Source organism: Nonomuraea candida, assembly GCF_000725485.1.
GTDB classification, from domain to species: domain Bacteria; phylum Actinomycetota; class Actinomycetes; order Streptosporangiales; family Streptosporangiaceae; genus Nonomuraea; species Nonomuraea candida.
The window spans coordinates 120,760-142,894 of the sequence record NZ_JOAG01000032.1; the positions used below are offsets into that span (position 1 = coordinate 120,760).

Below are 22,135 nucleotides of genomic sequence, written 5' to 3' on the forward strand. Positions count from 1 at the left end.
GAGACGTTCATGCCGCAGACTCCCGAGGAAGAATCCCTGGGCTCGCTGGTCGCCCAGGCGAGCAGTCACATCTCGTCCCTGATCCGCTCGGAGATCGAGCTGGCCAAGGCCGAGTTCAGGTTCGACGCCAAGCGGGTCGGGATGGCGGCCGGACTGTTCGCCGCCGCCGCCTTCATGGCGCACCTGTGCCTGATCCTCGCCTCGTTCGCGATCGCGTACGCGCTGGCCCAGGTGATGCCCAACTGGCTGGCCTTCCTCATCGTGACCGTGGTCTACCTGCTGGCCGCGGGTCTGCTGGTGTTCATCGGGGTCCGCCGGCTCAAGGGCCTGGCGGGGATGAAGCGCACCGCCCGGTCGATCAAGGGGCTCAAGGAGATCGCCACGCCTGACGAGCAGGCACTGCCCGCGCTCCACCCGGACCGCGAGCCGGTGACGCGTGATGGCGCCTGACGAGTCGTTCGTACAGATCCAGGGGCCCTGGACACACCGCGCGGTGCACGCGGGCGGCACCCGCTTCCACGTCGTCGAGGCCGGGGACGGCCCGCTGGTCCTGCTGCTGCACGGGTTCCCGCAGTTCTGGTGGACCTGGCGGCACCAGCTCGTCTCGCTGGCGGAGGCCGGCTACCGGGCGGTGGCGGCCGACCTGCGCGGCTACGGCGGCAGTGACAAGCCGCCGCGCGGCTACGACCTGCCCACGCTGGCGGGGGACGCGACGGGGCTGATCAGGGCGCTGGGCGAGACCGGCGCGATCGTGGTGGGGCACGACTGGGGCGGGCTGCTGGCCTGGACCATGGCCGTGCTCGACCCCAAGTGCGTGCGCCGGCTGGTCGCCGTGTCCGCCCCCCACCCGCTGCGGCTGCGCGGCGCGCTGTGGACCGAGCCGTTCGGGCAGCTCAGGGCGGGCCGCCGGGCGATCGGGTTCCAGCTTCCGCTGCTGCCCGAGCGCCGGCTCACCCGCCACGACGCGGCGCTGGTGGGCAGGCTGCTGGAGGAGTGGTCGCGGCCGGGCTGGCCGGAGCCCGCCGAGTCGCGCACGTACCGTGAGGCGTTCAGGATCCCGGCCGTGGCACACTCGGCGCTGGAGTACTACCGCTGGTTCGGCCGCTCCCAGCTGCGCCCCGACGGCCGCCGGTACGCCCGGGCCATGCGCACCGAGGTCGAGGCACCCACCCTGCACCTGCACGGGGCGCTCGACCCGGTCGTCCTGCCGCGTACGGCCCAGGGTTCGAGCCGCCACGTGGCGGCGCCTTACAGGTGGCGGCTGCTCGAAGGGGCCGGCCACTTCCCCCATGAGGAGATTCCCGACGTGTTCGACACCGAGCTGATCGGCTGGCTGACCGATCCGGAGCCCGACCGATGAGAGACCGCGATCCCGAGGGCAGGCCGCGCAACGCCCGGCCGCGTGACGCGTACGGCAGGCCGCTCCCCTACGGCTCCCCCGGCATGCCGAGGGTGCCCGACGACTACGCCCCCACCACCGAGCAGGCGCTGGCCGATGGCCGCCGCTTCCTCGACGAGGGCCTGCCGTTCAACGCGCACGAGGTGTTCGAGGGGCGCTGGAAGTGCGCCCCTGAGGACGAGCGGGAGTTGTGGCAGGGCCTGGCGCAGATCTGCGTCGGGCTGACGCATCTGCAGCGCGGCAACGGGCGCGGCGCGGTGACGCTGTTCAGCCGGGGGGCGGCCAAGGCGCAGTCGTACGGCGGCGCGTACGACGCGGTCGGCAAGGCCGCCTCGGCCCTGACCCAGCACAGCGACCCCGGCGAGGCCATCGCCCTGATCCTCGACAAGCTCCCGCACTAGCCCCCGGTGACGCTCAGGAGGTGAGGGCCGTGCGGCCGGCGATCAGCGCGAGCGTGGCCGCCTCGGCCCGCTTGACCGCCGTCTCCACCGCCTCCTCGCCCGTGCCGAACGTGCCCAGGTGCAGCAGCCCCGCATACCCGTGCGCGGCGGCCACCACGGCCAGCCCGAGCGCCTCGGCCGCCGCCTGATCGCCGTCCGCGAGGGCCGTCGCGGCACCCTGGAAAGCCTCCTTCACGGGCCGCATGGCCCGGTCGAGCTCCGGCTCTCCGACCGGCGTGAGCGTGCCGAACATCGCCTCGAACAGGGCGCGGTGGCCGGCCGCGAAGCGGACGTAACCCCTGGCCACCGCCGCCAGCCGCGCCTGCGGCGCGTCGCCGCCGCGCTCGGCCGTCACGGCGGCGACGAGCAGCTCGCCCGCGCGCGCGGCCACGGCCAGCAGCAGCTCGTCGCGGTCGGCGAAGTGCCGGTAGGGGGCGCTGACCGCGACGCCGAGCCGCCTGCTCGCCTCCGCCAGCGAGAACCCCTGGACGCCCTGCTCGGCGATCAGCTCCATCGCGGTGTCGATGAGCGCCGCGCGCAGGTCGCCGTGGTGGTAACGGTCTCGCTTGGTCGTCCTTGGCACCGCCACAGACTAGCGTGGCGCCAGGTGACGGCTCAGGCCGCCGACAGCGCGTCGAGCCGGTCCAGCTCGGCCTCGGTGAGCCGGAACTCCATGGTCGCCGCGGCCTCGGCCGCCTGCCGGGGCTTGGACGCGCCGGGGATGGCCACCACCGTGTCGCCGTACCGGTTGATGACCCAGTTGACGGCCACCTGCGGGATCGACACGCCGTACGCGCCGCCGATCCGCCGCATCTCCTCGATCAACGGCCGGGTCCGCGCCAGCCCTCGCGCGCTCAGCTCCCGCCGCCCGAAGAACCTGCGCATCACCGGCGCCGACCGCACCAGCGCGGGATCGTCGTGGAAGCGCCCGGTGAGCAGCCCGCCCTCCAGCGGCGAGTACGCGATCAGCGTCACGCCCAGCCGGCGCGCGGTGTCGAGGACGCCGTCGCGCTCGACGTTCCGGTGCAACAGGCTGATGCGCACCTGGTTGGAGGCCAGCGTGACGCCCTCGGCCGCGAGCACCCGGTGGGCGAGCGCGAGCTGCCGGGCGGAGAAGTTGCTCACCCCGACCGAGCGGATCCGGCCGGCCCTGAACAGCGCCGCCATGGCCCGGAGCTGGGCCGTGAGGCTCGACAGGGAGCCGGTGGGCATGTGGATCTGGTGCAGGTCCACGGGGAACCCGCCGAGGTGGCGCAGGCGGTCGCCGATGGTGCGGGTGATGCTGGCGGCGGTGCGGCCCAGCGGCGCCCACTTGGTGGCCACCACGACCTCGCCGGGCCGCACCCCGGCCGCCTTCAGCGCCTCGGCCAGCGTCTCCTCCGAGTCGCCCGCGCCGTACATCTCGGCGGTGTCGAACCAGTTGACCCCGCCGTCGAGCGCGGCCCGCACCACCGGGGCGGCGGCCCGGCGGTCGATGGGGCGGATGATCCAGCGGGTGACGTTCGCGGTGCCGGCGAACTGCATGCAGCCCAGGCCGATGGGGGTGAGCTCGATGTCGGTTCTGCCGAGTCTGCGGGTCTTCATGGCGGGTCACCTCTCCATGTGATTGTCTTTCACATTGTGAGAAGCTATCACATAAGGGCGTGCGAAAGGGGAGACCCCTTCGGTCAGCGGATCAGTCGCACTCCCCGGTGCCGGCCGGCATGTTGTCGTGGCGGCCCGCCGAGGCGTCGGGGGCGACCTCGTCGGCCGTCAGCACGTAGCCGGTCTGCTCCTCGTTGATCGCGGCGGCGAAGATCACGCCGTAGACCCGGCCGTCCACCGTGAGCAGCGGGCCGCCGGAGTTGCCCGGCAGCACCTGACCGCGGATGGCGTAGACGTCGCGCCTGACCGTGTTCGCGCGGTAGATGTCGGGGCCCTCGGCCTCCAGCCGGCCGCCGATCCTGGCCGGCTCGGCGGTGAACCCCCTGCCCTTCGGGAACCCGGCGATGATCGCGTTGTCGCCGCGGCCGCCCTCGGTGTCGAACGAGAGCTGCGGCAGGTCGAGCCCGGGCACGTGGAGGATCGCGATGTCGCGGCGCGGGTTGTAGCGCACCACCGTGGCCCGGTGTCGCACGTCGTCGGCGTCGATGACCTGGAGGTCGCGCGTGACGCCCGCGACCACGTGGGCGTTGGTCATGATGCGGCCCGGCGCGTAGACGAAGCCGGTGCCCTCGATGTGCTTGTTGCAGCTCTGCGCGTCGCCCTGCACCTTGACGATCGCCCGGCGGGCCCGGCTCAGCTTGGCCCCCTGCAGCACGCTCTGGTCGGGCGGCTGCACGTCGATGAGCGCGCCCGCGCCGATCGCGTCGAAGACGGGCGGGAACTCCGAGCGGTCGATGAACTTCTTGAACGGCTGCTGCCAGTTGCGCGCGGCCTGCGGGATGGCGTCGTCGACCGTGGTCAGCAGCGCGGAGTTCTTGACCTGGTCGACCAGCGGGGTGAAGGCCGTGGAGACGATCAGCGAGCCGATCAGCCAGGCGATCACCAGCACCGACAGCGCGCTGGCGAAGGTGCCGCCGATCGCGTCGGCCAGCTTGGCGGGCTCCCAGGTGACGTGGCTGCGCACGACCGCGCCCAGCGTCGAGGAGGCGAACTGCCCGATCGTGGCCGACAGGAACACCACCACGATGGCCAGCAGCGCCTGCGGCGTGTCGCCGTCGACGATGGCCTTGGACAGGGGCGGCGCGATGAAGACGCCCAGCACGGCGCCGCCGACGAACCCCACGAAGCTCATCGCCCCGATGATGAAGCCCTGCCGGTAACCCGAGATGCCGAAGGCGATCACGAGGCCGATCAAGATGAGGTCAAGCAGATCACCGCGCACGCTTCAAAGGTAACCAGCGATACGGTCAAGCGTGCACGTCTTCAGCCAGGACGACGTCACCCACCTGGCTATCTTGAGCGGTATGCCGCCGGACGAGGGAACAGTGCGCGATCTCATCCAGGCAGCCCTACGCGACGACGATCCCGACGGTCCGCTGCGCTGGCACGTGATCTCGCTGCTGCGCCAGCGGGCCGACCTGGAGTCGTTCATCGAGGCGCGGCGGTTGTGCGCCGCGGACACGGTCGCGGAGCGGCTGCTCGGCGTGGACATCATGGGGATGCTGCGGCCGTTCGTGGATCGTACGCTGCCGGTGCTGCGCTTCCTGGCCGCCAGCGAGGACGACGCCATGGTGTTGTACTCGGTGCTGATCGCCTTCGGCCACCTGGCCGACCCGCGGTCGCTCCCGTCCGTGATCGACCTGGCCGGTCACGCCGACCCGAGGGTGAGGTACGGGGCCGCGTACGCGCTGCAGCACGTCCTGGGCGACCCGCCGGACCGGGCGGGCCTGGCGACGCTGCGGACGCTCGCGACCGACAGCGACGCCGACGTGGCCGGCTGGGCCTCACTCGGGGTCGCCCTGAGATCGGCCCGCTGACCGGGCACGGCCGGCCGGGGCCGCCCTGAGATCGGCCCGCTGACCCGGCAGGGCCGGCCGGGGCCGCCCCGAGATCGGCCCGCTGACCCCCGCCGGGGCCCGTCTAACCGCGGGAGGCGAGATAGACCGACTCGGGCGGCAGGTCCATCACCCGCGTGGTGTCCCACGGCCGGTCGAGCCCGCCCTCGCGCAGCACGGTGTCCAGCACCATCGCGGTGAACCCCCACACCAGCATCCCGCGCACCAGGAACGCCGGCCCCGCCGTCGTGCCCCTGGGGTGCCGCAGCATGACGCGGTTGCCCGGGTCGACCAGCTCGGCGATCGGCACCCGCTCGACCGAGTCGACCTCGTCGGGCGAGGCCGCGTGCACCGCCGACGGCTCGCGCCACCAGGCGATCACGGGCGTGACGCGGTTGTCGCTGTAGGGCAGGTAGAGCTCGGGCATCGTGCAGATCACGTGCACCCCGGCCGGGTCGGCCCCGGTCTCCTCCTCGGCCTCGCGCAGCGCCGCCGCCACCGGCCCGTCGTCCTCCGGGTCGACGCCGCCGCCGGGGAAGGCCGGCTGGCCCGCGTGCCTGCGACCGCGGGTGCTGCGCTGGATGAGCAGGACGTCGGGGCCGTAGGGGCCCTCGCCGAACAGCATCAGCACCGCCGCGGCCCGCCCCCGCCCGGCGGGCGGCCGGAGGTAGGAGGGCACGCTGATGCGCCGCGCCTGCGCCGCCAATGTCTCCAGCCAGTCGGGCACTTGGGTCACGCATCCTCCAACACGCCGTGGTGCGAATGACTTCCCCGATCGGCCATCAGGACAGGCCATCAGGAGAAGGGACCGGGTCGGACGAGCTTGGCGGCCTGCTCGGGGGAGGTGGGGCCGGTGCCGTACGCGGGGCAGAGCGCGGCCAGCGGGCACACGCCGCACGCGGGCCTGCGGGCGTGGCAGATGCGGCGGCCGTGCCAGATGACCCGGTGCGAGAAGATCGTCCATTCGCGCCGGGGCAGCAGCTCCGCCACGACGTGCTCGATCTTGACGGGGTCGGTCTCCTCGGTCCAGCCGAAGCGGCGCACGAGCCGCTGGAAGTGCGTGTCCACGGTCAGCCCCGGCACGCCGAAGGCGTTGCCCAGCACCACGTTGGCCGTCTTGCGGCCCACGCCGGGCAGCGTGACCAGGTCTTTCAGCTTGGCGGGCACCTCGCCGCCGAAGCGCTCGCAGACCGCCTGGGCCATGCCGATGATGCTGTTGGTCTTCGCGCGGAAGAAGCCGGTCGAGCGGATGATCTCCTCCATCTCCGACCGGTCGGCGGCGGCGTAGTCCTCCACCGCCGGGTATTTCGCGAAGAGGGTGGGGGTCACCATGTTGACCCGCTTGTCCGTGCACTGGGCCGAGAGGATGGTCGCGACCAGCAGCTCCAGCGGGTTGCGGAAGTCGAGCTCGCAGTGGGCGTCCGGGTAGGTCTCCGCGAGGATGCGGTTCATCTTACGGGCTCGCCGAACCAGTGCGAGCTGGGTCTCCGGCTTGCGCCCCGCCGCGTTCGTCGCCATGCGGAAAGAGTAGAAGCTCCGCCGAACGGTTGAACCCATGACGGGTGGACCCGCGTACAACCTGGCGGTGGAAAGGGGGCCGGCGGATGGGTGAACAGGGAGCGACGCTGGCGGAGTTCGTCAGGCAGTCGGGGCCGCTGCGCGGCCAGGCGCTGCACCGGCTCGCGGTGAGCTGCGTGGCGGCCATGGCCAAGCTGCACGCGCGCGGCACGGCGGGCGTGCGGCCGGGCAAGGAGAGCGTGGCGCTCGGCTCGCGGGGCCAGGTGCTGATCGGCTGGGAGGTGGCGCCGGCCACGGGCGACACGCCGGGCGCGGAGGACGTGCGGGCCTGGGCGGACCTGGTGGTGTTCGCCGCGACCGGCGACGAGGACGGCGACGTCCGTGCGCTGCCGCCCGCGCTGCGCATCGCCATCCACCAGTGCCGGCTGCCCGACCCGGCGGCCCGCCCGCAGGCGGCGGAGGTGCTCGGGGTGCTGCTCAGCCGGTCCATGGCGGCGGCGGTGGCCTCGGTGGACGACCTGCTGGCGCGGCAGGCGGGATGAGCGCAGGTACCGGTCACGACTCGGAAACGGTCGTCCGGTACCTTTCCCTCTGAACTCCCCCTGGACTCGACGCACCGGGCAAGGCCAGAACACTCCGGCATTCCCATAACCTGTGTGTGCCGCCCGGAGTGGGGTGAGTCACAATGGCAGCAGAGGAGGCAGAGTGAACACCGAAGATGTGCTGGGCAAGGCCCCCCTGTTCGCCGCGCTCGACCGCGAGAGCGCCGCGGCGTTGCGGACGAGCATCACGGAGGTCCAGCTGTCCAAGGGGCAGACGCTCTTCCACGAGAACGAGACGGGCGACCGGCTCTACGTCGTGCTGGAAGGCAAGATCAAGCTTTCCCGCACCTCCCCCGACGGGCGGGAAAACCTGCTCAGCGTGCTGGGGCCGAGCGAGATGTTCGGCGAGCTGTCGCTGTTCGACCCGAGGCCGCGCACGGCCACGGCGACGGCGCTGACCGAGGTGCGCCTGGCCGGGCTGGGCCACGACGACCTGCGGCCCTGGCTGACCGGCCGGCCCGAGGTCGCCCTGCACCTGCTGCGCGCGCTCGCGCAGCGCCTGCGTCGCACCAACGACGTGCTGGCCGACCTGGTCTTCACCGACGTGCCCGGGCGGGTGGCCAAGCAGCTGCTCGACCTGGCCGAGCGGTTCGGCACCAAGACCGACGACGGCCTGCGCGTGCACCACGACCTGACGCAGGAGGAGCTGGCGCAGCTCGTCGGCGCCTCGCGCGAGACGGTCAACAAGGCGCTGGCCGACTTCGCGCAGCGCGGCTGGTTGCGGATCGAGGCCAAGGCCGTGGTCATCCTCGACATGGACCGGCTCTACAACCGCTCCCGTTAGCCTGCTCCGCGGCCTGCTCCGCGCCGGTGGTCACTTGGCGTCGAGATAGTCGAGCTGGGCCAGCACCGACATCTCGGCGGCGGGCCAGAGCGACCGGTCGACGTCGGCGTACACGATCTTGACGATCTCCCGGGGCGTGCGGGCGCCCTGCGCGCGTGCCGCCCTGATCTGGTCGAGCCGCTCGCGCCGGTGGGCGATGTAGCCGTCGAGCGCGGCGATCGGGTCGGGCAGCACCGGGCCGTGCCCCGGCAGCAGCGCCCGCGCCGCCAGGCTCTCCGCGACCGCCCTGAGCCGGTCGAGACTGCGCAGATAGTCGGCCAGGCCGCCGTCGCGGGCGATGATCGTGGTGCCCCTGCCGAGCACGGTGTCGCCGGTCAGCATCGCGCCGTCGGCGGGCAGCCAGAAGCACAACGAGTCGAACGAGTGGCCGGGCGTGCCGTAGACGTGCAGCTCCAGCCCCGCCACGGTCACCACGTCGCCGTCGGCGAGCCCCTCGTCGCCCAGCCGGTGGCGCGGGTCCAGGGCCCGCACGGGCGCGTCCACCATCCGGGCGAAGCTCCGCGCGCCGCCGCTGTGGTCGAAGTGGCCGTGGGTGAGCAGGATCTGGGTGACGCGGCGCTCCCCGAGGTGCTCGCGCACGCGGCGCAGGTGCGCCGCGTCGTCGGGGCCCGGGTCGACGACCAGCACCTCCTCGCCCGTCCCGATCACCCAGGTGTTGGTGCCGTCGAGGGTCATCGCGGAGGGGTTGGGGGCGAGCAGGTTCTCGGCGTGCTCGGTACGCGACCCGTCCGGCGTGCCGATGGGGATGTGCAGGCCGCTCATCTGGTCACCAGCCGCATCTCGCCCCCGATCTCCACGGCCCTGGGCATGATGGGCGTGATCTCCCGCTGCTCGGCCAGCACGCCCGCCACGCTGTCGTGGGCGGCCAGCTCGCTCAGCGTCGCGTACGTCGGCGGCATCAGGAAGATCTCCCCCTTGTGCGCGAGCTCCAGCGCCTCGGCCGGCCGCTGCCAGACGACCCGGTCGGCCTCGCCGCCCACGTCGCGCGTGCGCTGGCCCTCGGGCAGCACGGCGGCGAAGAACCGGGTGTCGAAGCGCTTGTGCTCCATCTCCGGCGTGATCCAGTGGGACCACGGCTTGAGCAGGTCGGAGCGGAGCACCAGCCCGCGCCTGGCCAGGAAGTCGGCGAAGGCGAGGCTGTGGTCGATCAGCGCGAGCCGGTCGGCCTCCCAGTCGTCGCCGGTCGTGTCGGCCACCACCGAGTCGGGCCCGGGGCCGGCCAGGAGCACGCCCGACTCCTCGAAGGTCTCGCGCACGGCCGCGCACACCAGCCCGCGCGCCACCCCTTCCCCGGCGTGGAAGATCTCGCCCCACTCGGCCGGCGACGGCCCGGCCCAGGCGACGGCCTGGTCGGTGTCGCGGACGTCCACGGAGCCGCCGGGGAAGACGTACGCGCCCGCGGCGAAGGCCATGGTCGCCTTGCGCCGCAGCAGGTAGACCTCCGGCCCCGGGCGCAGGAGCACCACCGTGGCGGCCTCCCGCGCCGGCACCGGCTGGACCCGCCCGGCCATGACGTCTCGTGCCCGGGCGGCGAGTTCGGCTGGAAGCGGCAATCCGGTCACATGACCTCCTTCTAGAACATCACTCGGTCATGGTGACATATGCCCGCTCAGCCGACTTCGGCGATCACTTCCACTTCGACCGGCGCGTCGAGCGGCAGGGAGGCGACCCCCACGGCGCTGCGCGCGTGCTTGCCGGCCTCGCCCAGCACCTGGACGAACAGCTCGCTGGCGCCGTTGCCCACCTTGGGCTGGTCGGTGAAGGACGGGTCGCTGGCCACGAACACGACCACCTTGACGATGCGCACGATCCTGCCCAGGTCGCCGATCTCCGACTTGAGCGCGGCCAGCGCGTTGAGCCCGCAGACGCGGGCCAGCTCCATGCCCTCGTCAAGGGTCACCTCGGCGCCCAGCTTGCCGGCCTTGACCAGCTTGCCGTCGACCAGCGGCACCTGGCCGGAGGTGTAGACGAGGTTGCCCGTGCGCACGGCCGGCACGTAGGCCGCCACCGGCGCCGGCACCTGCGGCAGCGTCAGGCCCAGCTCTTCGATCCGCTGCTCGGGGGTCACGGCTTCTCCCTCTTGAAGTAGGCGACGAGCTGCTCGGGCGTGGCGCCCTGGACGATCTGGACCAGCTCCCAGCCGTCGGCCCCGAAGTTGTCGAGGATCATCTTCGTGTTGTGGATCAGCACGGGTGCCGTGAGGTACTCCCATTTCTTCATGGGGATCAGCGTAGGCGTTGCGGGGCGCGGCCCGGGGTGCGCCCGCTCGACACGGCGCATCACAGTGTGAGCAATCTCAAATCCTGGCCGCAGGCTGACGACAAGTGACCGTTCGGTAGCCTCGAATGGTGGACTCTCCGGACACGGATTGGACCGACGTGCGGCTGCACGTCGTCACCGGCAAGGGCGGCACCGGCAAGACGACCGTCGCCGCCGCTCTCGCTCTCGCCCTTGCCTCGGGCGGCCGCAAGGTGCTGCTGGTTGAGGTGGAGGGCAGGCAGGGCATCGCGCAGATCTTCGACCTGCCGCCGCTGCCCTACGAGGAGCGCAGGATCGCGGTCGCGCCGTCGGGCGGCGACGTGTACGCGCTGGCCATCGACCCCGAGGACGCCATGCTCGAGTACATGGAGATGTTCTACGGGATGCGCAGGGCCGGCCGGGCGCTGACCAAGATGGGCATCGTCGACTTCGCCACCACCGTCGCCCCGGGCTTCCGCGACGTGCTCGTCACGGGCAAGACCACCGAGGCCGTGCGCCGGCGGAGCAGGAACGGCCGCCGGGTCTACGACGCGGTCGTGCTCGACGCCCCGCCCACGGGCCGCATCACCCGCTTCCTCAACGTCACCCAGGAGGTCGCGGGGCTGGCCAGGGTCGGGCCCATCAAGAACCACTCCGAGCTGGTCAGCGGCGTGGTGAAGTCCCCCGAGACCGCGGTGCACTTCGTCACGCTGCTGGAGGAGATGCCCGTGCAGGAGACGCTCGACGGCATCGCCGAATTGCGCTCGGCCGGGCTTCCCGCCGGCGGCATTTTCCTCAACATGGTGCGCCAGTCCCTGCTGCCGGAGGCCGCTCTTGACATGGCTGTCAAGGGCCGCTTCGACTCCGAGGAGCTCGCGCGCGGGCTGGAGGCGGCGGGCGTCGCCGACGGCTCGCAGGCGCCCGCGCTGGCCAAGGCGCTGGCCGAGGAGGTCGTCGAGCACGCCCACCGCACGGAGCTGGAGCGCGCCGAGCGCGAGTCGCTGGCCGGGGCCGGGCTGAGGAGATACGAGCTGCCGCTGCTGGCCGACGGGGTGGACCTGGCCGGCCTGTACGAGCTGGCAGAGAGCATGCGCACCCAGGGAGCAGCGTGAAGACGCCCGCCAGACTCGACATCGACGCCATCCTCGACGACCGCGGCACCAGGATCATCGTCTGCTGCGGCGCCGGCGGGGTCGGCAAGACCACGACCGCGGCGGCGCTGGGCCTGCGGGCCGCCGAGCGCGGCAGGTGCGTGGTCGTGCTCACCGTCGACCCGGCCAGGCGGCTGGCCCAGTCGATGGGGCTGACCGAGCTGGACAACACGCCGCGGCTGGTCAGCTCGCCGGAGGGCGAGGGCCGGCTCTACGCCATGATGCTCGACATGAAGCGCACGTTCGACGAGATCATCGAGGCGCACGCCGACCCCGAGCGGGCCCGGCAGATCCTGTCGAACCCCTTCTACCAGTCCCTGTCGTCCAGCTTCTCGGGCACGCAGGAGTACATGGCCATGGAGAAGCTGGGCCAGCTCCGCCGCTCCGACGAGTGGGACCTGATCATCGTCGACACGCCGCCCTCGCGCTCGGCGCTGGACTTCCTCGACGCGCCCGAGCGGCTCGGGCGCTTCCTCGACGGCCGCTTCATCAAGCTGCTGACGGCGCCCGCCAAGGCCGGCGGGCGCAGCGCGTTCCGGCTGCTCAACGCCGGGTTCGGGTTGATGGCCGGGGCGATGACCAAGCTGCTGGGCGCCCAGGTGATCAAGGATCTGCAGACGTTCGTGTCCGCGCTCGACGCCGTGTTCGGCGGGTTCAGGCAGCGGGCCGAGATGACGTACAAGCTGCTCCAGGCCCCCGGCACGGCCTTCCTGGTCGTGGCCGCGCCCGAGCGCGACGCGATGCGCGAGGCGTCCTACTTCGTGGAGCGCCTGGCCGAGGAGCGCATGCCCCTGGCCGGCCTGGTGGTCAACCGGGTGCACGTCTCGCCCGCTCCGGGGCTCTCAGCCGCCCGCAGCGCCGCCGCCGCGGAGGACTTGGAGTCGCGGGGCGAGCACGAGCTCACCGCGGCCGTGCTGCGGCTGCACGCCGGGCGAATGCAGCTCGCCGCCCGCGAAAGCCGCGAGCAGGAGCATTTCATCTCGGCCCACCCCACGGTGCCCGTGGTGCAGGTTCGCGCCATGTCCGAGGACGTTCACGATCTCACCGGGTTGCGGCAGATCGGAAACCTGCTGGCCACCGCATAGAAGTACGGCCGGCGGGCGGCGCCGGCCGTACGCGGTCGCCGGGCTGGGGTCAGCCCGCGATCAGCTCGTTGGTTCGTTCGTACTCTTCCTTCGCCGACTCGAGCAGCTCTCGCCACGAGTCCACGTCGGGCCGCCGTCGAAGCAGCGCGCGTCGTTCCCGTTCGGTCATACCGCCCCACACCCCGAACTCGATGCGGTTGTCCAGCGCATCGGCGAGGCACTCGGTGCGGACCGGGCAGCCCCGGCAGATGAGCTTCGCCCTGTTCTGCGCGGCGCCCTGCACGAACAGGGCATCCGGATCCGCACCCTTACAGGCGGCACGGGAGGTCCAATCCGTGATCCACATTTTTCGACCCCACTCCCCTTAGGTGGTCAGTCGTCATTTGGGGCCGACGGGCGCGGGCGCCGAGCCTCCGTATTCAGTTGCCGCAGAGGAGAACGTACGCAACTACCCGTTCGGGCCGACAGACCCCAGAGGACCAATTTCTCGCGGCGGTCTTGACCGGGAATGACTAGTCACCCCCGTCAGTCAAGGCGAAATGGTGTCGTGCTACCGATTCGGCCAGTCTTTCCGCGTACTCTTGGAACCGTGCAAGCCCAGCGCAAAGATCGATCCAACCCGGTCCTGAACATCCTGCGTCTCGTCATCGCGGGGTCGGCGGCCGGGGTGCTCGCGGCCGCCGTGGCACTGCCGGCGATCGGCGGCGCGGGCATCTCGACCAAGAGCGCCGTCGAAGGGCTCAACCTCAAGCCCGAAGAGCTCGACGAACCTCCTCTGTCAGAGCGCACCGAACTGTTCGACGCCGACGGCAAGAGGATCGCCCAGTTCTACTTCGAGAACCGGCAGTCCGTGACCCTCGACAAGGTCGCCCCGATCATGCAGACCGCGCTGATCGCGATCGAGGACTTCCGTTTCTACCAGCACGGGCCGATCGATGTGGAGGGAACGGCCAGAGCGCTGGTCAAGAATCTGACGAGCGGGGGCGTCACCCAGGGCGGCTCGTCGATCACGCAGCAGTACGTCAAGCAGGTCCTGGTCAACAAGGCCGAGACGCCGGAGGAGCAGGCGGCGGCCATCGCGCCGACGATCTCCCGCAAGCTGTCCGAGCTGCGCTACGCGATGGCGGTCGAGAAGAAGTACTCCAAGAACCAGATTCTTGAGAAATATCTCAACATCGCCTACTTCGGCGCGGGCGCGCACGGCATCCAGGCCGCGGCCCGGCGCTTCTTCGACAAGCCGGCCTCCGAGCTCAACCTCGTCGAGGCCGCCACCCTGGCCGGCGCCGTCCAGAACCCCGCCAGGACCGACCCCAACGTCGGTCCCGAGTCCCGCCAGCGGCTGCTGGAACGGCGCAACACCGTCCTGGACCGGATGCGGGAGCTCGGCAAGATCACGCACGAGCAGGCCGCCGAGGCCAAGGCGAAGAAGCTGGGCTACAAGGACGTCAAGGCGCCCGGCGGCTGCGAGGCCAGCAAATATCCGTACTTCTGCCTCTACGTCCAGTACGAGATCCTCAACAACGAGGACTTCGGCAAGAACCAGGAAGAGCGCAGGAAGCTGCTCCAGCGGGGCGGCCTGCGGATCAAGACCACGCTCGACCCCAAGATGCAGGCGGCCGCCGAGAAGGCGATCAAGAAGTACGTCAGCACCAAGGACAAGCCCGTGGCCTCGCAGGCCATCGTGGTCCCCGGCACCGGCGAGATCAAGGCCATGGCCGCCTCCCGGAAGTTCGGCCGCAGCAAGAAGAAGAACGAGATGAGCTACAACATCGTGGCCGACGCCGCCCACGGCGGCGGCCGCGGGTTCCAGCAGGGCTCCACGGCCAAGGTCTACACGCTGGCCGCGGCCCTGGAGGAGGGCATGAAGTACGGCGACGGCTTCCCCTCCCCCGACGGCTACACCGCCAGCGGCTACAGCTCGTTCAAGAACTGCAAGGGCCAGAACGTCGGCGACCCGTCGCACACCGTGCGCAACTCCAGCGAGGGCGGCGGCGGCTTCAAGACGCTGGAGACCGGCACCTGGGGCTCGGTCAACACCTTCTTCATCAAGCTGCAGGAGGAGGTCGGGCTCTGCGACACCGTGCAGATGGCCAAGAAGCTCGGCGTCAAGCGGGCCGACGGGCAGAAGCTGTCGGAGGTCGAGACCTTCACGCTCGGGGTCAACGAGGTCGACCCCGTCACGATCGCCAACTCCTACGCGGTCTTCGCCTCGCGCGGCAAATACTGCACGCCGCTGGCCATCACCGAGATCAAGGACCGGAACGGCACGGCCAAGCAGTACAAACCGAAGTGCTCCCAGGTCCTCGACGAGGAGGTCGCCGACGCGGTCAGCGGCATCCTGTCCGGGGTGTTCACCAAGGGCACGATGACGGAGGTCGGCGGCATCGGGCGCGACGCGGCCGGCAAGACGGGTACGACCGACAACTACATGTCGGCCTGGTTCGCCGGCTACACCCCCAACCTGTCCTCCGCCGTCAGCCTGGGCGACCCGCGCGGCACCTCCGCGCACAAGCTGATCGGCATCACGATCGGCGGGCGCTACTACCCGTACGTGTACGGGTCGTCGATCTCCGGGCGCATCTGGAAGGACTCCATGCTGCAGGCGCTCAAGGGGGTCGAGCCGGCCGAGTTCGCGCCGGTCGACCGCTCGCGCTTCGGCGGCTGCACCGAGAACTGCGCGCCCAAGCCCAAGAAGAAGAAGGACGAGGAAGGGCCCGGCGACCCGTTCGACATCTTCGACCCGGGACGCGGCGGGGACGGCCCGCCGGACTGGCGCGGCGACGGGCCCGGTGACGGGCCGGGCGGCGGCTGGCGCGACGGAGGCGGCCGCGGCCGCGGCGGCGCCGCCGGCCCCACCGCCCCGATCACCCCCGGCGACTGAGAACCCCTGCCGGCCGCGCAGAGGCGCCGCCGGCCTGAGAACCGCCGCCGGCCGCTGAGAACCGCCGCCGGCCGCTGAGAACCGCCGCCGGCGGCTGAGAGGCACCGCCGGCGGCTGAGAAGCGCTGAGGCCTTCTCCCACATACGGGAGGATGCCTCCATGCCCTTCCGGCCCCAGCAGACCGCAGGGAAGCACTCGGCCCCGCACAAGCCCATCCACGCCTTCTCCACGGAACCGCGGCCGGCACTCCCTCAGCAGACCGGCACTCCCCCGACGGGCCGGCACTCCCTCAGCAGACCGGCACTCCCTCGGCGGGCCGGCACTCCCTCGGCGGGCGGGCGCGAACCGGAACCGGCGGAACCAACCCGGACCGTTGGCGAGCGGGCGGACCCGACCCGCCGCATGACAACCCCAGGGACCTACTGGGCGGCCAGGCGGGACTTGACCGCGGCGGCGACCCGGCCGCCCTCGGCCCGGCCCGCCACCTTCGGGTTGACCGCCTTCATGACCTGCCCCATGGCCTGCGGCCCGGTCGCGCCGACCTCGGCGATGGCCGCGTCGACCAGCTCGCCCAGCTCCTCGTCGGAGAGCTGCGCCGGCAGGTACTCCTCCAGCACGGCCTGCTCGGCCAGCTCCGCCGCGGCCTGCTCGGCACGCCCCGCGTTGCCGAACGCCTCGGCCGCCTCGCGCCGCTTCTTGGCCTCCTTGGTCAGCACCTTGATGACCTCGGCGTCGCTCAGCTCCCTGGCCTCCTTGCCGGCGACCTCTTCGACGTTCACCGCCGCCAGGGCCATGCGGATGGTGCGGAGGCGTACCTCGTCCCGGCTCTTCAGCGAGGCCGTCAGATCGGCCTTCAGCTTGTCCTTCAGTGCGCTCATGCGCACCATCTTGCCGCCTGCGCGGAGCACCGGTCGCCCGGCGCCCGATGTCGGGCATCATGAAGAGGTGAGGAAAGCCGTCGCAGTACCCCTGTCCATCCTCGGTCTCGGCCTGGCCGGGCTGGGTTACGCCTCCGTGGTGGAGCGGAACTGGTTCCGGCTGCGCCGGTTCGACGTGCCCGTGCTGGAGCACGGCCGGCGTCCGGTGCGCGTCCTCCACCTGTCGGACCTGCACCTGACCCCGCGCCGTACGATGCTGATCAACTGGGTCCGCTCGCTGGGCGCCCTGGAGCCCGACCTCGTCGTCAACACCGGCGACTCGATCGCCCACCCGGAGGCCGTGCCCGCGCTCCTGCACGCCCTGGAGCCCCTGCTGTCCCGCCCCGGCCTGTTCGTGTACGGCTCCAACGACCTCTACGCCCCCAAGCCGAAGAACCCGGCCCGCTACCTGTGGCGCACGTCCAAGAACGACCACCGCCAGCACGTCCCCTCCCTGCCCTGGGAGGAGCTGGGGGCCGGCATGGCTGCCGAGGGCTGGCTCGACATGAACAACACCACGGCCCGCCTCAAGGTCTGCGACCTCGACGTGGCGGTGGCGGGCATCCACGACTCCCACATCTCCCGCGACCGCTACGACCTCGTGGCCGGCCCCGCGCCCGCGGACGCCGACCTGCGCCTGGGCGTCATGCACTCGCCGGAGCCCCGCAACCTGACCCGCTTCGCCGCCGACGGCTACCAGCTCCTGCTGGCCGGCCACACCCACGGGGGCCAGCTCTGCATCCCCTTCTACGGCGCCCTGGTCACCAACTGCGGCATCGACCGAGCCCGGGTCAAGGGCCTGCACCGCCACGACTCGGCCTGGCTCCACGTCTCCGCCGGCCTCGGCACCTCCCCCTACGCCCCGGCCCGCTTCGCCTGCTTCCCGGAGGCGACCCTGCTGACCCTGGTGCCCCGGAGATAAAGGCGGTCACAAGCACCTTGGAAGTCCGCTAGACTTTCTGAAGCACGCACACGACGGGCGTGCGCCGGGGTGTAGCGCAGCTTGGCAGCGCGCTTCGTTCGGGACGAAGAGGTCGTGGGTTCAAATCCCGCCACCCCGACACAGTTGCCGCAGGTAGAAGGCCGCTTCCAGAATCGGAAGCGGCCTCTCTTGTTTTCGGGGACTGACGGCGCACTGCGCCTCCGCCCTAGCCCTTTGATCTTGTGCAGTACACGCTTCCTTCCGTTCCGCGTGCTGATGAGCGGCCACCAGGGCGATCCACACCCGGCGGGCGTCGGGGTAGCGGCCCCGGGCGGTCTCCTCGTACCCGACGCCCTCGACGTGGCGCAGGACGAAAAACCTCCCGGCCTCGCAGCACCACTCGTACTCACCGCAGCACGAGGTCTCGGTCACCCGGACGCGGCGCGAGCTGGTGGGGACGTGCGGTTCCCATTCGTACATGAAACGCGCCTTTGATTACGTGACGAGGGCGGCGTATGCGAGCGCCGCCCAGCGCGATGACTGATCGGACGTACGGATCGCCGGCCTTACTCGGCGGCGGCGATGGCCTTCCCCCTGTGCAGCCGCAGCAAGGTCGTGCCGTAGATGTAGGAGGGGTCCGATGCGTAGCGGTCCAGCCGCACGAACTGCACCTCGCCGGAGGCGCCCGGCGCCAACTCCTGCAGCGCCTGCCGCAGGCGTGCGGAGGCCCGCTCCAGCTCGCCGGTGATGCCGCACGAGCCCCGGCCGTCGTCGTCAGAAGCCGTCCACGAGGAGAAACCCTCGGTGTCGAAGTGCACGACTACAACCAAGCCATGCGCGGTACCAAGGCTGTAGAGGACACTGAGAGGCCACCCCTGATGTCCGCCCCGTGTCCGCCACTGTGTCCGCCACTGTGTCCACCCGTTCCCGGAGGAGCACTGGATGACCGACATCCCAGAGGTGCCCGTCTGGGCCACCCGCCTGCTCGCCGCGCGCACCGCCCGCGACTGGTCCCAGTGCTGATCGCCGCCGTCAAAGGTCAGGCCGTGCATTGGTGCATCGGGGGACGAACAGCCCCCTACGCCGCGCATGCCTGGATCGAGACGGACACCGGCCCGGCCGGGGAACCAGCCAGCGACCGGCCGTACGTTCTGCTCCTGCGCATCTGACCCAAGGAGAACGGAGAACATGACCACGATGTTCAGCCCGCCCGTCCAGGCCGCTCTGGACTCCGTCGATGAGGCCGCCTACACCAGCAGGCCGGACGGCAGCCGGGTGCCGCAGACCTCTGCGCCCAAGATCATCGCGTCCATGCTCGACCTGCTCGACGTCACCCCTGGCCGGCGTGTGCTGGAGATCGGCACCGGCTCGGGGTACTCCACCGCGCTGCTGTCCGGGCTCGTCGGAGACGACGGGCATGTGACCAGTGTCGAGGTCGTCCCGGAGCTGACCGCCCGCGCAGCAGACCTCCTGAGCGCTCACGGCCGCCGCAACGTCGAGCTGATCTGCGGCGATGGCGTCAAGGGCGCACCCGGCTCGGGTCAGATCTTCGACCGCGTCATCGCCTGGGCCACGGTCGAGCGGATTCCCGACGCATGGCTCCGCCAGGTCGCGCCCGGCGCGGTCCTCGTCACCCCGGTCAACGTGACGGGTCTGGCCAAGACGTTCATGGTCGTCCGTGCCCGCTACGACGGCCGTGCCCTGCAACCGCAACAGCTCCTGGAAGCGGGGTTCGTCGAGGCGCATGACCAGGTCGTGGATCAGTGGCTGGTGCCGCCGTATGGCGCGGACGCGCTCATCCGTGACGAACAGGGTCGCCCGTGGTGGCTGTCGGCGCGCTGGCTCCGCGGCAGGGCCACCGCCGCCGGTGAGGCTCTCCTGGCCCGGCTGATCACCGAGCCTCGCGAGTCTCCCGGGCCGCTGACCGAGGTGGAGGATTCCGCCGCCTTCTACAACTACCTGCTCGCCACCCGCCCCGCCGAACTGGCCACGGCCGCACTGGGTGAACCCGTCTGGCGGATCGGCTGCGCCACCCCGGCCGGAGCCGCTCTGATCACGGCAGATGATGCCCAGCACACGGTTCACGCCGGGGATGAGGAGGCGCTGCGAGTGCTGACCGGGTGGGCCGAGACCTGGCGGGCCGATGGCAGTCCCGGCGTTGACCGGATGCGGCCCGTACTCCAACGTGGCGACGACGGCTGGCGGGTCCGCCTCGCTCTCTGATTTCAGCCCACGAGGGCGGCTCCCCCTGCGTCAAGACCCCTGGATGGCGCGTTCGTTCTCAACGTGAGCGTCCGCGCGCATCCGGGAGCCGGCCGATCCCGGTCACTGGCAGGTGAGTATCCGCGTCGCGTTTGAGGACTATCGGATAGAGGACAGCCTCGGCTAGCGATACATCGCCATCAGCACCACCACGAGGAGGACCACGAAGAGGATTCCACCAGCGGTGATGCTCCCCTTGACCCGCCGCTTGTGAGGGCGGACCGGTACTCTCTTGCCGCTGGCCGTGGTCCGGAAATGATGCCGCACTTCACGCTTGGCCATGGGAGCCCTCGCTCTCCTCTGGGAGAGCGTCACCATAAAACGTGCCCCCGGCACCGCCCATGGACGCCGGGGGCACAGTCTTGTCATCATGCCTGCTGGTAGGGCACGATGGCCGCCCGCTCGGTCACAAGCGCTCGTGAACGACGAGGGTGTCCGGGACGCCCGCCGTTCGGAACTCGGGCCAGGGTGACGGCCTTGTCGAGTTCTCCGTCGCAGCCTTGGTGTTTCTCAGGGAGTGGTCTCCCTGTATTCGCGGCGGGACGGGATGACGGCGCGTACGCCGCCGCGGGGGTTTTCGACGTCGCCCGTGCGGCGTGGGATCAGGTGCGTGTGGGCGTGGAAGATGGACTGGCCTGCGGAGGTGCCGCAGTTCATGCCGATGTTGAAGCCGTCGATGCTCTTGTCCTGCCGCATCAGTTCCTCGCGGAGGAGGTGTAGCGCGGCTCGCGTGTCCTCCGTCTCGGGGGCGGACATGTCGAAGAAGGTCTCCACGTGGCGGATGGGGATGACCAGGTGATGTCCCTCTGTGACGGCATAGGCGGAGGGAAAGTACGCGACGGTTCCGAGAGTGAGCACCTCACGTTCCTCGCCCTTCAGAACGTCACAGAACACGCAGTCCATGGGCATCCTCTTTCCGCGCCTATCGGGAGCGATGGTGGTGGCACATTATCTGCGTCGTCTGCGTTATCTGCGCTCGGAAGCGCCGGGCCGGCTCTTCACGGGCGGTCCGAGGGTGGATGGCGCAGGTTCTTCAGCACGCGGTCGATGATGTCCTGGCGGATTCGCTCCCTCAGAGCGTCCAGTTGCCGGTCCTGCCGGTGCTCTTGGTGCTCCCGGTGCTCCCGGTGTCGTGGGTGCCGGGGGCGGAGGGGTTTGTCGTCGCTGGTGGCCGTGGGCCGGGGTGCTCGGACGTGGCGCACGTGCTTCTTCTCGATGGTCGCGGGTCTTTTCGCCTTCCGTTTCGGGAGGGGGTGCGGGTTGGTGCGGGATGGTGGGTTTGTCGCTGGGCGGCGAGTCGGTGAGGCGGAGGTCGGTCGGGGGGTGAGGGGCGCTGCGGGGCGGGCGTGGGCGGCAGGTGGCAGTGCAGGGGCGGACGACTGTGCAGGGGAGACCGGCAGTCCAGAGGTGACCGGCTGTGCGGCGGTGGGCGGGTGTGTGGAGGGGGTGAGGCTTGGGCTCAAGGTCAGGCCCGTGCTGAAGCCGAGGGCCGTGCTGAAGGCGACGGTGGCGGTGAAGGCCAGGGCGAGGGTGAGCGGGCGGTGGGCTCGCCTGGGGTTGGACGGTGTGCTGCGGATGTACGCGGACGGTGGACGGTCACACATCTTGGCCCCCCGAGATCATGAACTCCTGTGAGTCGACGATCACTTATGGCGGATCATGCCCAGATCGTCGGGCCGATCCCGGCTTGGGCGGCATCTGTACGGTCAAGATGCGTCCCCCAGGCACCTGGCCTGCGGGGGGTCAGAGCTGCCGGGCAGGTGCGGGCGGTCAGGGGCCGATGTGGATGTAGGGGGCCCACAGGCCGGGGAGGGCGGCGTTGTCGTCGGCGCGGAGCCTGCGGACTGCCTGGTGGAGGAGTTCGGCCATGGTGGGTGTCCCCGAGCCCGTGGTGGACGGCTCTGACGGCTCCGGAGTCATGGTGGGTGTTCCTGCCGCGGGCGTCCCCGACGTCATGGTGGGTGTTCCTGTGGCGGGCGTCCCCAACGTCGTGGTGGGCGGCCCCGGGGGCGGCGGGGGCGGCCGGGGCCCGGCTGCGGCGCCTCTTCCGGCGCCGGAGCTGCTCAGGCCGACCCTGCCGGGGAACGTCCTCGCCGCCGTCGAGTCGCGGGCCGGCGAGCCGTACGGGCTGGACGCCGTGGTGGCCTGGCCGAGGCTCTACCCGCTGCTGGGCGAGGGCGTCAAGGCCGTCGTGGACGACCGGCGGGCAGGGCGTGGCGATGACGCCGGAGCCCTACCGCCATCCGCAGGAGCCCGCCGCCGAGAGCCGGGAGTAGCGGCGGGTTGTCCTGGTTTCACGTGAAGCGGCGGAGTCGCAGGCTGTTGGTGACCACGAAGACGCTGGAGAACGCCATCGCCGCGCCCGCGATCATCGGGTTGAGCAGCCCGGCCGCGGCC

26 protein-coding genes and 1 tRNA gene are annotated in these 22,135 nt (G+C 71.1%); 13 read left to right on the plus strand and 14 right to left on the minus strand.

From position 1 onward, the window contains the following. Nucleotides 1-9: 9 nt before the first annotated feature. Genes IO39_RS29750 through IO39_RS29760 form a run of 3 tightly spaced genes read left to right on the plus strand, consistent with a single transcriptional unit; the run spans nucleotide 10 to nucleotide 1,800 of the window. A complete protein-coding gene (locus IO39_RS29750) occupies nucleotides 10-450 on the plus strand; it encodes a phage holin family protein (protein ID WP_043629888.1) in 441 nt (146 codons plus the stop codon). Next, nucleotides 440-1,360, plus strand: coding sequence for an alpha/beta fold hydrolase (locus tag IO39_RS29755; protein ID WP_043629889.1), 921 nt, complete (start codon nucleotides 440-442; stop codon nucleotides 1,358-1,360). Before IO39_RS29750 ends, IO39_RS29755 begins: the two co-directional genes overlap by 11 nt. Next, nucleotides 1,357-1,800 carry a DUF309 domain-containing protein gene (locus tag IO39_RS29760; RefSeq protein ID WP_043629890.1) on the plus strand — a complete coding sequence of 148 codons (444 nt, stop codon included), beginning with the start codon at nucleotides 1,357-1,359 and terminating at the stop codon, nucleotides 1,798-1,800. Before IO39_RS29755 ends, IO39_RS29760 begins: the two co-directional genes overlap by 4 nt. Nucleotides 1,801-1,813: 13 nt before the next feature. On the opposite strand, the gene IO39_RS29765 is transcribed toward IO39_RS29760, so the two are convergent. The 3 genes from IO39_RS29765 to IO39_RS29775 all read right to left on the minus strand — a co-directional run bounded on the left by IO39_RS29765 (nucleotide 1,814) and on the right by IO39_RS29775 (nucleotide 4,705). Then, the gene (locus IO39_RS29765) at nucleotides 1,814-2,422 is read right to left on the minus strand and encodes a TetR/AcrR family transcriptional regulator (protein WP_043629966.1); all 609 of its coding nucleotides are present in this window, start codon (nucleotides 2,420-2,422) and stop codon (nucleotides 1,814-1,816) included. A 32-nt stretch (nucleotides 2,423-2,454) separates the two neighbouring features. Further along, nucleotides 2,455-3,423 carry an aldo/keto reductase gene (locus IO39_RS29770; RefSeq protein WP_043629891.1) on the minus strand — a complete coding sequence of 323 codons (969 nt, stop codon included), beginning with the start codon at nucleotides 3,421-3,423 and terminating at the stop codon, nucleotides 2,455-2,457. A 91-nt stretch (nucleotides 3,424-3,514) separates the two neighbouring features. After that, a complete protein-coding gene (locus IO39_RS29775) occupies nucleotides 3,515-4,705 on the minus strand; it encodes a MarP family serine protease (RefSeq protein ID WP_043629893.1) in 1,191 nt (396 codons plus the stop codon). An 82-nt stretch (nucleotides 4,706-4,787) separates the two neighbouring features. Here IO39_RS29775 and IO39_RS29780 point away from each other — a divergent pair, with 82 nt between their 5' ends. Continuing rightward, nucleotides 4,788-5,300 (plus strand): HEAT repeat domain-containing protein, encoded by a 513-nt coding sequence (locus IO39_RS29780; RefSeq protein WP_043629894.1) that lies wholly within the window; start codon nucleotides 4,788-4,790, stop codon nucleotides 5,298-5,300. 103 nt (nucleotides 5,301-5,403) lie between these two features. Here the strand turns inward: IO39_RS29780 and IO39_RS29785 are convergent, their stop codons facing one another. Both IO39_RS29785 and nth read right to left on the minus strand, forming a co-directional pair. Continuing rightward, nucleotides 5,404-6,054, minus strand: a complete 651-nt coding sequence (locus IO39_RS29785) for an NUDIX hydrolase (RefSeq protein ID WP_043629896.1) — start codon at nucleotides 6,052-6,054, stop codon at nucleotides 5,404-5,406. 59 nt (nucleotides 6,055-6,113) lie between these two features. After that, complete coding sequence (nth, locus tag IO39_RS29790; RefSeq protein WP_084773699.1) at nucleotides 6,114-6,836, minus strand: endonuclease III; 723 nt, start codon at nucleotides 6,834-6,836, stop codon at nucleotides 6,114-6,116. An 86-nt stretch (nucleotides 6,837-6,922) separates the two neighbouring features. Here nth and IO39_RS29795 point away from each other — a divergent pair, with 86 nt between their 5' ends. Both IO39_RS29795 and IO39_RS29800 read left to right on the plus strand, forming a co-directional pair. Beyond that, on the plus strand, nucleotides 6,923-7,378 hold the full coding sequence (locus tag IO39_RS29795) for a hypothetical protein (protein WP_043629899.1): 456 nt from the start codon (nucleotides 6,923-6,925) through the stop codon (nucleotides 7,376-7,378). 163 nt (nucleotides 7,379-7,541) lie between these two features. Next, on the plus strand, nucleotides 7,542-8,222 hold the full coding sequence (locus tag IO39_RS29800; RefSeq protein ID WP_043629901.1) for a Crp/Fnr family transcriptional regulator: 681 nt from the start codon (nucleotides 7,542-7,544) through the stop codon (nucleotides 8,220-8,222). A gap of 30 nt (nucleotides 8,223-8,252) precedes the next feature. Here the strand turns inward: IO39_RS29800 and IO39_RS29805 are convergent, their stop codons facing one another. The 4 genes from IO39_RS29805 to sp36 are packed head-to-tail and all read right to left on the minus strand — an operon-like array spanning nucleotide 8,253 to nucleotide 10,502. Continuing rightward, complete coding sequence (locus tag IO39_RS29805; RefSeq protein WP_043629903.1) at nucleotides 8,253-9,044, minus strand: MBL fold metallo-hydrolase; 792 nt, start codon at nucleotides 9,042-9,044, stop codon at nucleotides 8,253-8,255. Then, the gene (locus tag IO39_RS29810) at nucleotides 9,041-9,835 is read right to left on the minus strand and encodes an NUDIX hydrolase (protein WP_084773701.1); all 795 of its coding nucleotides are present in this window, start codon (nucleotides 9,833-9,835) and stop codon (nucleotides 9,041-9,043) included. The genes IO39_RS29805 and IO39_RS29810 overlap by 4 nt, the downstream gene beginning before the upstream one ends. A gap of 56 nt (nucleotides 9,836-9,891) precedes the next feature. Then, a complete protein-coding gene (locus IO39_RS29815) occupies nucleotides 9,892-10,350 on the minus strand; it encodes a RidA family protein (RefSeq protein ID WP_043629908.1) in 459 nt (152 codons plus the stop codon). Further along, on the minus strand, nucleotides 10,347-10,502 hold the full coding sequence (gene sp36 / locus IO39_RS56930; RefSeq protein WP_157549052.1) for a Sp36 family protein: 156 nt from the start codon (nucleotides 10,500-10,502) through the stop codon (nucleotides 10,347-10,349). Before sp36 ends, IO39_RS29815 begins: the two co-directional genes overlap by 4 nt. Nucleotides 10,503-10,627: 125 nt before the next feature. Between sp36 and bagA the strand changes: the two genes are divergently transcribed. Together bagA and bagB are read left to right on the plus strand one after the other, a co-directional pair. After that, entirely contained in the window at nucleotides 10,628-11,632 is a 1,005-nt protein-coding gene (gene bagA / locus IO39_RS29820; protein WP_043629912.1) for an ATPase BagA, read from the plus strand. Then, nucleotides 11,629-12,756 carry an ATPase BagB gene (bagB, locus tag IO39_RS29825; RefSeq protein WP_043629914.1) on the plus strand — a complete coding sequence of 376 codons (1,128 nt, stop codon included), beginning with the start codon at nucleotides 11,629-11,631 and terminating at the stop codon, nucleotides 12,754-12,756. Before bagA ends, bagB begins: the two co-directional genes overlap by 4 nt. Before the next feature lie 49 nt (nucleotides 12,757-12,805). Here bagB and IO39_RS29830 read toward each other — a convergent pair whose 3' ends face one another. Beyond that, nucleotides 12,806-13,102 (minus strand): WhiB family transcriptional regulator, encoded by a 297-nt coding sequence (locus tag IO39_RS29830; RefSeq protein ID WP_020542548.1) that lies wholly within the window; start codon nucleotides 13,100-13,102, stop codon nucleotides 12,806-12,808. 243 nt (nucleotides 13,103-13,345) lie between these two features. On the opposite strand from IO39_RS29830, the gene IO39_RS29835 reads away from it, so the two are divergent. Further along, a complete protein-coding gene (locus IO39_RS29835; RefSeq protein ID WP_052423538.1) occupies nucleotides 13,346-15,637 on the plus strand; it encodes a transglycosylase domain-containing protein in 2,292 nt (763 codons plus the stop codon). Between the two features lie 419 nt (nucleotides 15,638-16,056). Here the strand turns inward: IO39_RS29835 and IO39_RS29840 are convergent, their stop codons facing one another. Further along, on the minus strand, nucleotides 16,057-16,515 hold the full coding sequence (locus IO39_RS29840; RefSeq protein WP_043629970.1) for a GatB/YqeY domain-containing protein: 459 nt from the start codon (nucleotides 16,513-16,515) through the stop codon (nucleotides 16,057-16,059). A 67-nt stretch (nucleotides 16,516-16,582) separates the two neighbouring features. Here IO39_RS29840 and IO39_RS29845 point away from each other — a divergent pair, with 67 nt between their 5' ends. Both IO39_RS29845 and IO39_RS29850 read left to right on the plus strand, forming a co-directional pair. After that, nucleotides 16,583-17,476: a metallophosphoesterase gene (locus tag IO39_RS29845; protein ID WP_043629919.1), complete on the plus strand. Its 894-nt coding sequence runs from the start codon at nucleotides 16,583-16,585 to the stop codon at nucleotides 17,474-17,476. A 65-nt stretch (nucleotides 17,477-17,541) separates the two neighbouring features. Continuing rightward, a tRNA-Pro gene (locus tag IO39_RS29850) sits at nucleotides 17,542-17,615 on the plus strand. Between the two features lie 427 nt (nucleotides 17,616-18,042). Here IO39_RS29850 and IO39_RS54985 read toward each other — a convergent pair. Beyond that, nucleotides 18,043-18,306, minus strand: coding sequence for a hypothetical protein (locus IO39_RS54985; RefSeq protein ID WP_157549054.1), 264 nt, complete (start codon nucleotides 18,304-18,306; stop codon nucleotides 18,043-18,045). A 358-nt stretch (nucleotides 18,307-18,664) separates the two neighbouring features. On the opposite strand from IO39_RS54985, the gene IO39_RS29860 reads away from it, so the two are divergent. Continuing rightward, on the plus strand, nucleotides 18,665-19,699 hold the full coding sequence (locus IO39_RS29860; protein ID WP_052423539.1) for a protein-L-isoaspartate O-methyltransferase family protein: 1,035 nt from the start codon (nucleotides 18,665-18,667) through the stop codon (nucleotides 19,697-19,699). A gap of 162 nt (nucleotides 19,700-19,861) precedes the next feature. On the opposite strand, the gene IO39_RS54995 is transcribed toward IO39_RS29860, so the two are convergent. Then, nucleotides 19,862-20,020, minus strand: a complete 159-nt coding sequence (locus tag IO39_RS54995) for a hypothetical protein (RefSeq protein WP_157549058.1) — start codon at nucleotides 20,018-20,020, stop codon at nucleotides 19,862-19,864. Between the two features lie 228 nt (nucleotides 20,021-20,248). Further along, on the minus strand, nucleotides 20,249-20,647 hold the full coding sequence (locus tag IO39_RS29865) for an HIT family protein (protein ID WP_084773709.1): 399 nt from the start codon (nucleotides 20,645-20,647) through the stop codon (nucleotides 20,249-20,251). Nucleotides 20,648-21,605: 958 nt separating this feature from the next. Between IO39_RS29865 and IO39_RS29875 the strand changes: the two genes are divergently transcribed. Then, complete coding sequence (locus tag IO39_RS29875; protein WP_043629924.1) at nucleotides 21,606-22,040, plus strand: hypothetical protein; 435 nt, start codon at nucleotides 21,606-21,608, stop codon at nucleotides 22,038-22,040. The last annotated feature ends 95 nt before the right edge of the window (nucleotides 22,041-22,135 follow it).

Excerpts from the sequence above, each read along its gene's own strand:
- bagA (WP_043629912.1), top strand. The coding sequence starts at position 10,628 with ATGGTGGACTCTCCGGACACGGATTGGACCGACGTGCGGCTGCACGTC.
- nth (WP_084773699.1), bottom strand. The coding sequence starts at position 6,836 with ATGGCGACGAACGCGGCGGGGCGCAAGCCGGAGACCCAGCTCGCACTG.
- IO39_RS54995 (WP_157549058.1), bottom strand. The coding sequence starts at position 20,020 with ATGGCCAAGCGTGAAGTGCGGCATCATTTCCGGACCACGGCCAGCGGC.
- IO39_RS29860 (WP_052423539.1), top strand. The coding sequence starts at position 18,665 with ATGACCACGATGTTCAGCCCGCCCGTCCAGGCCGCTCTGGACTCCGTC.
- IO39_RS29755 (WP_043629889.1), top strand. The coding sequence starts at position 440 with ATGGCGCCTGACGAGTCGTTCGTACAGATCCAGGGGCCCTGGACACAC.
- sp36 (WP_157549052.1), bottom strand. The coding sequence starts at position 10,502 with ATGAAGAAATGGGAGTACCTCACGGCACCCGTGCTGATCCACAACACG.
- IO39_RS29865 (WP_084773709.1), bottom strand. The coding sequence starts at position 20,647 with ATGCCCATGGACTGCGTGTTCTGTGACGTTCTGAAGGGCGAGGAACGT.
- IO39_RS29760 (WP_043629890.1), top strand. The coding sequence starts at position 1,357 with ATGAGAGACCGCGATCCCGAGGGCAGGCCGCGCAACGCCCGGCCGCGT.
- IO39_RS29780 (WP_043629894.1), top strand. The coding sequence starts at position 4,788 with ATGCCGCCGGACGAGGGAACAGTGCGCGATCTCATCCAGGCAGCCCTA.
- IO39_RS29840 (WP_043629970.1), bottom strand. The coding sequence starts at position 16,515 with ATGAGCGCACTGAAGGACAAGCTGAAGGCCGATCTGACGGCCTCGCTG.
- IO39_RS29875 (WP_043629924.1), top strand. The coding sequence starts at position 21,606 with ATGGTGGGTGTCCCCGAGCCCGTGGTGGACGGCTCTGACGGCTCCGGA.
- IO39_RS29795 (WP_043629899.1), top strand. The coding sequence starts at position 6,923 with ATGGGTGAACAGGGAGCGACGCTGGCGGAGTTCGTCAGGCAGTCGGGG.
- IO39_RS29805 (WP_043629903.1), bottom strand. The coding sequence starts at position 9,044 with ATGAGCGGCCTGCACATCCCCATCGGCACGCCGGACGGGTCGCGTACC.
- IO39_RS29750 (WP_043629888.1), top strand. The coding sequence starts at position 10 with ATGCCGCAGACTCCCGAGGAAGAATCCCTGGGCTCGCTGGTCGCCCAG.
- IO39_RS29770 (WP_043629891.1), bottom strand. The coding sequence starts at position 3,423 with ATGAAGACCCGCAGACTCGGCAGAACCGACATCGAGCTCACCCCCATC.
- IO39_RS29830 (WP_020542548.1), bottom strand. The coding sequence starts at position 13,102 with ATGTGGATCACGGATTGGACCTCCCGTGCCGCCTGTAAGGGTGCGGAT.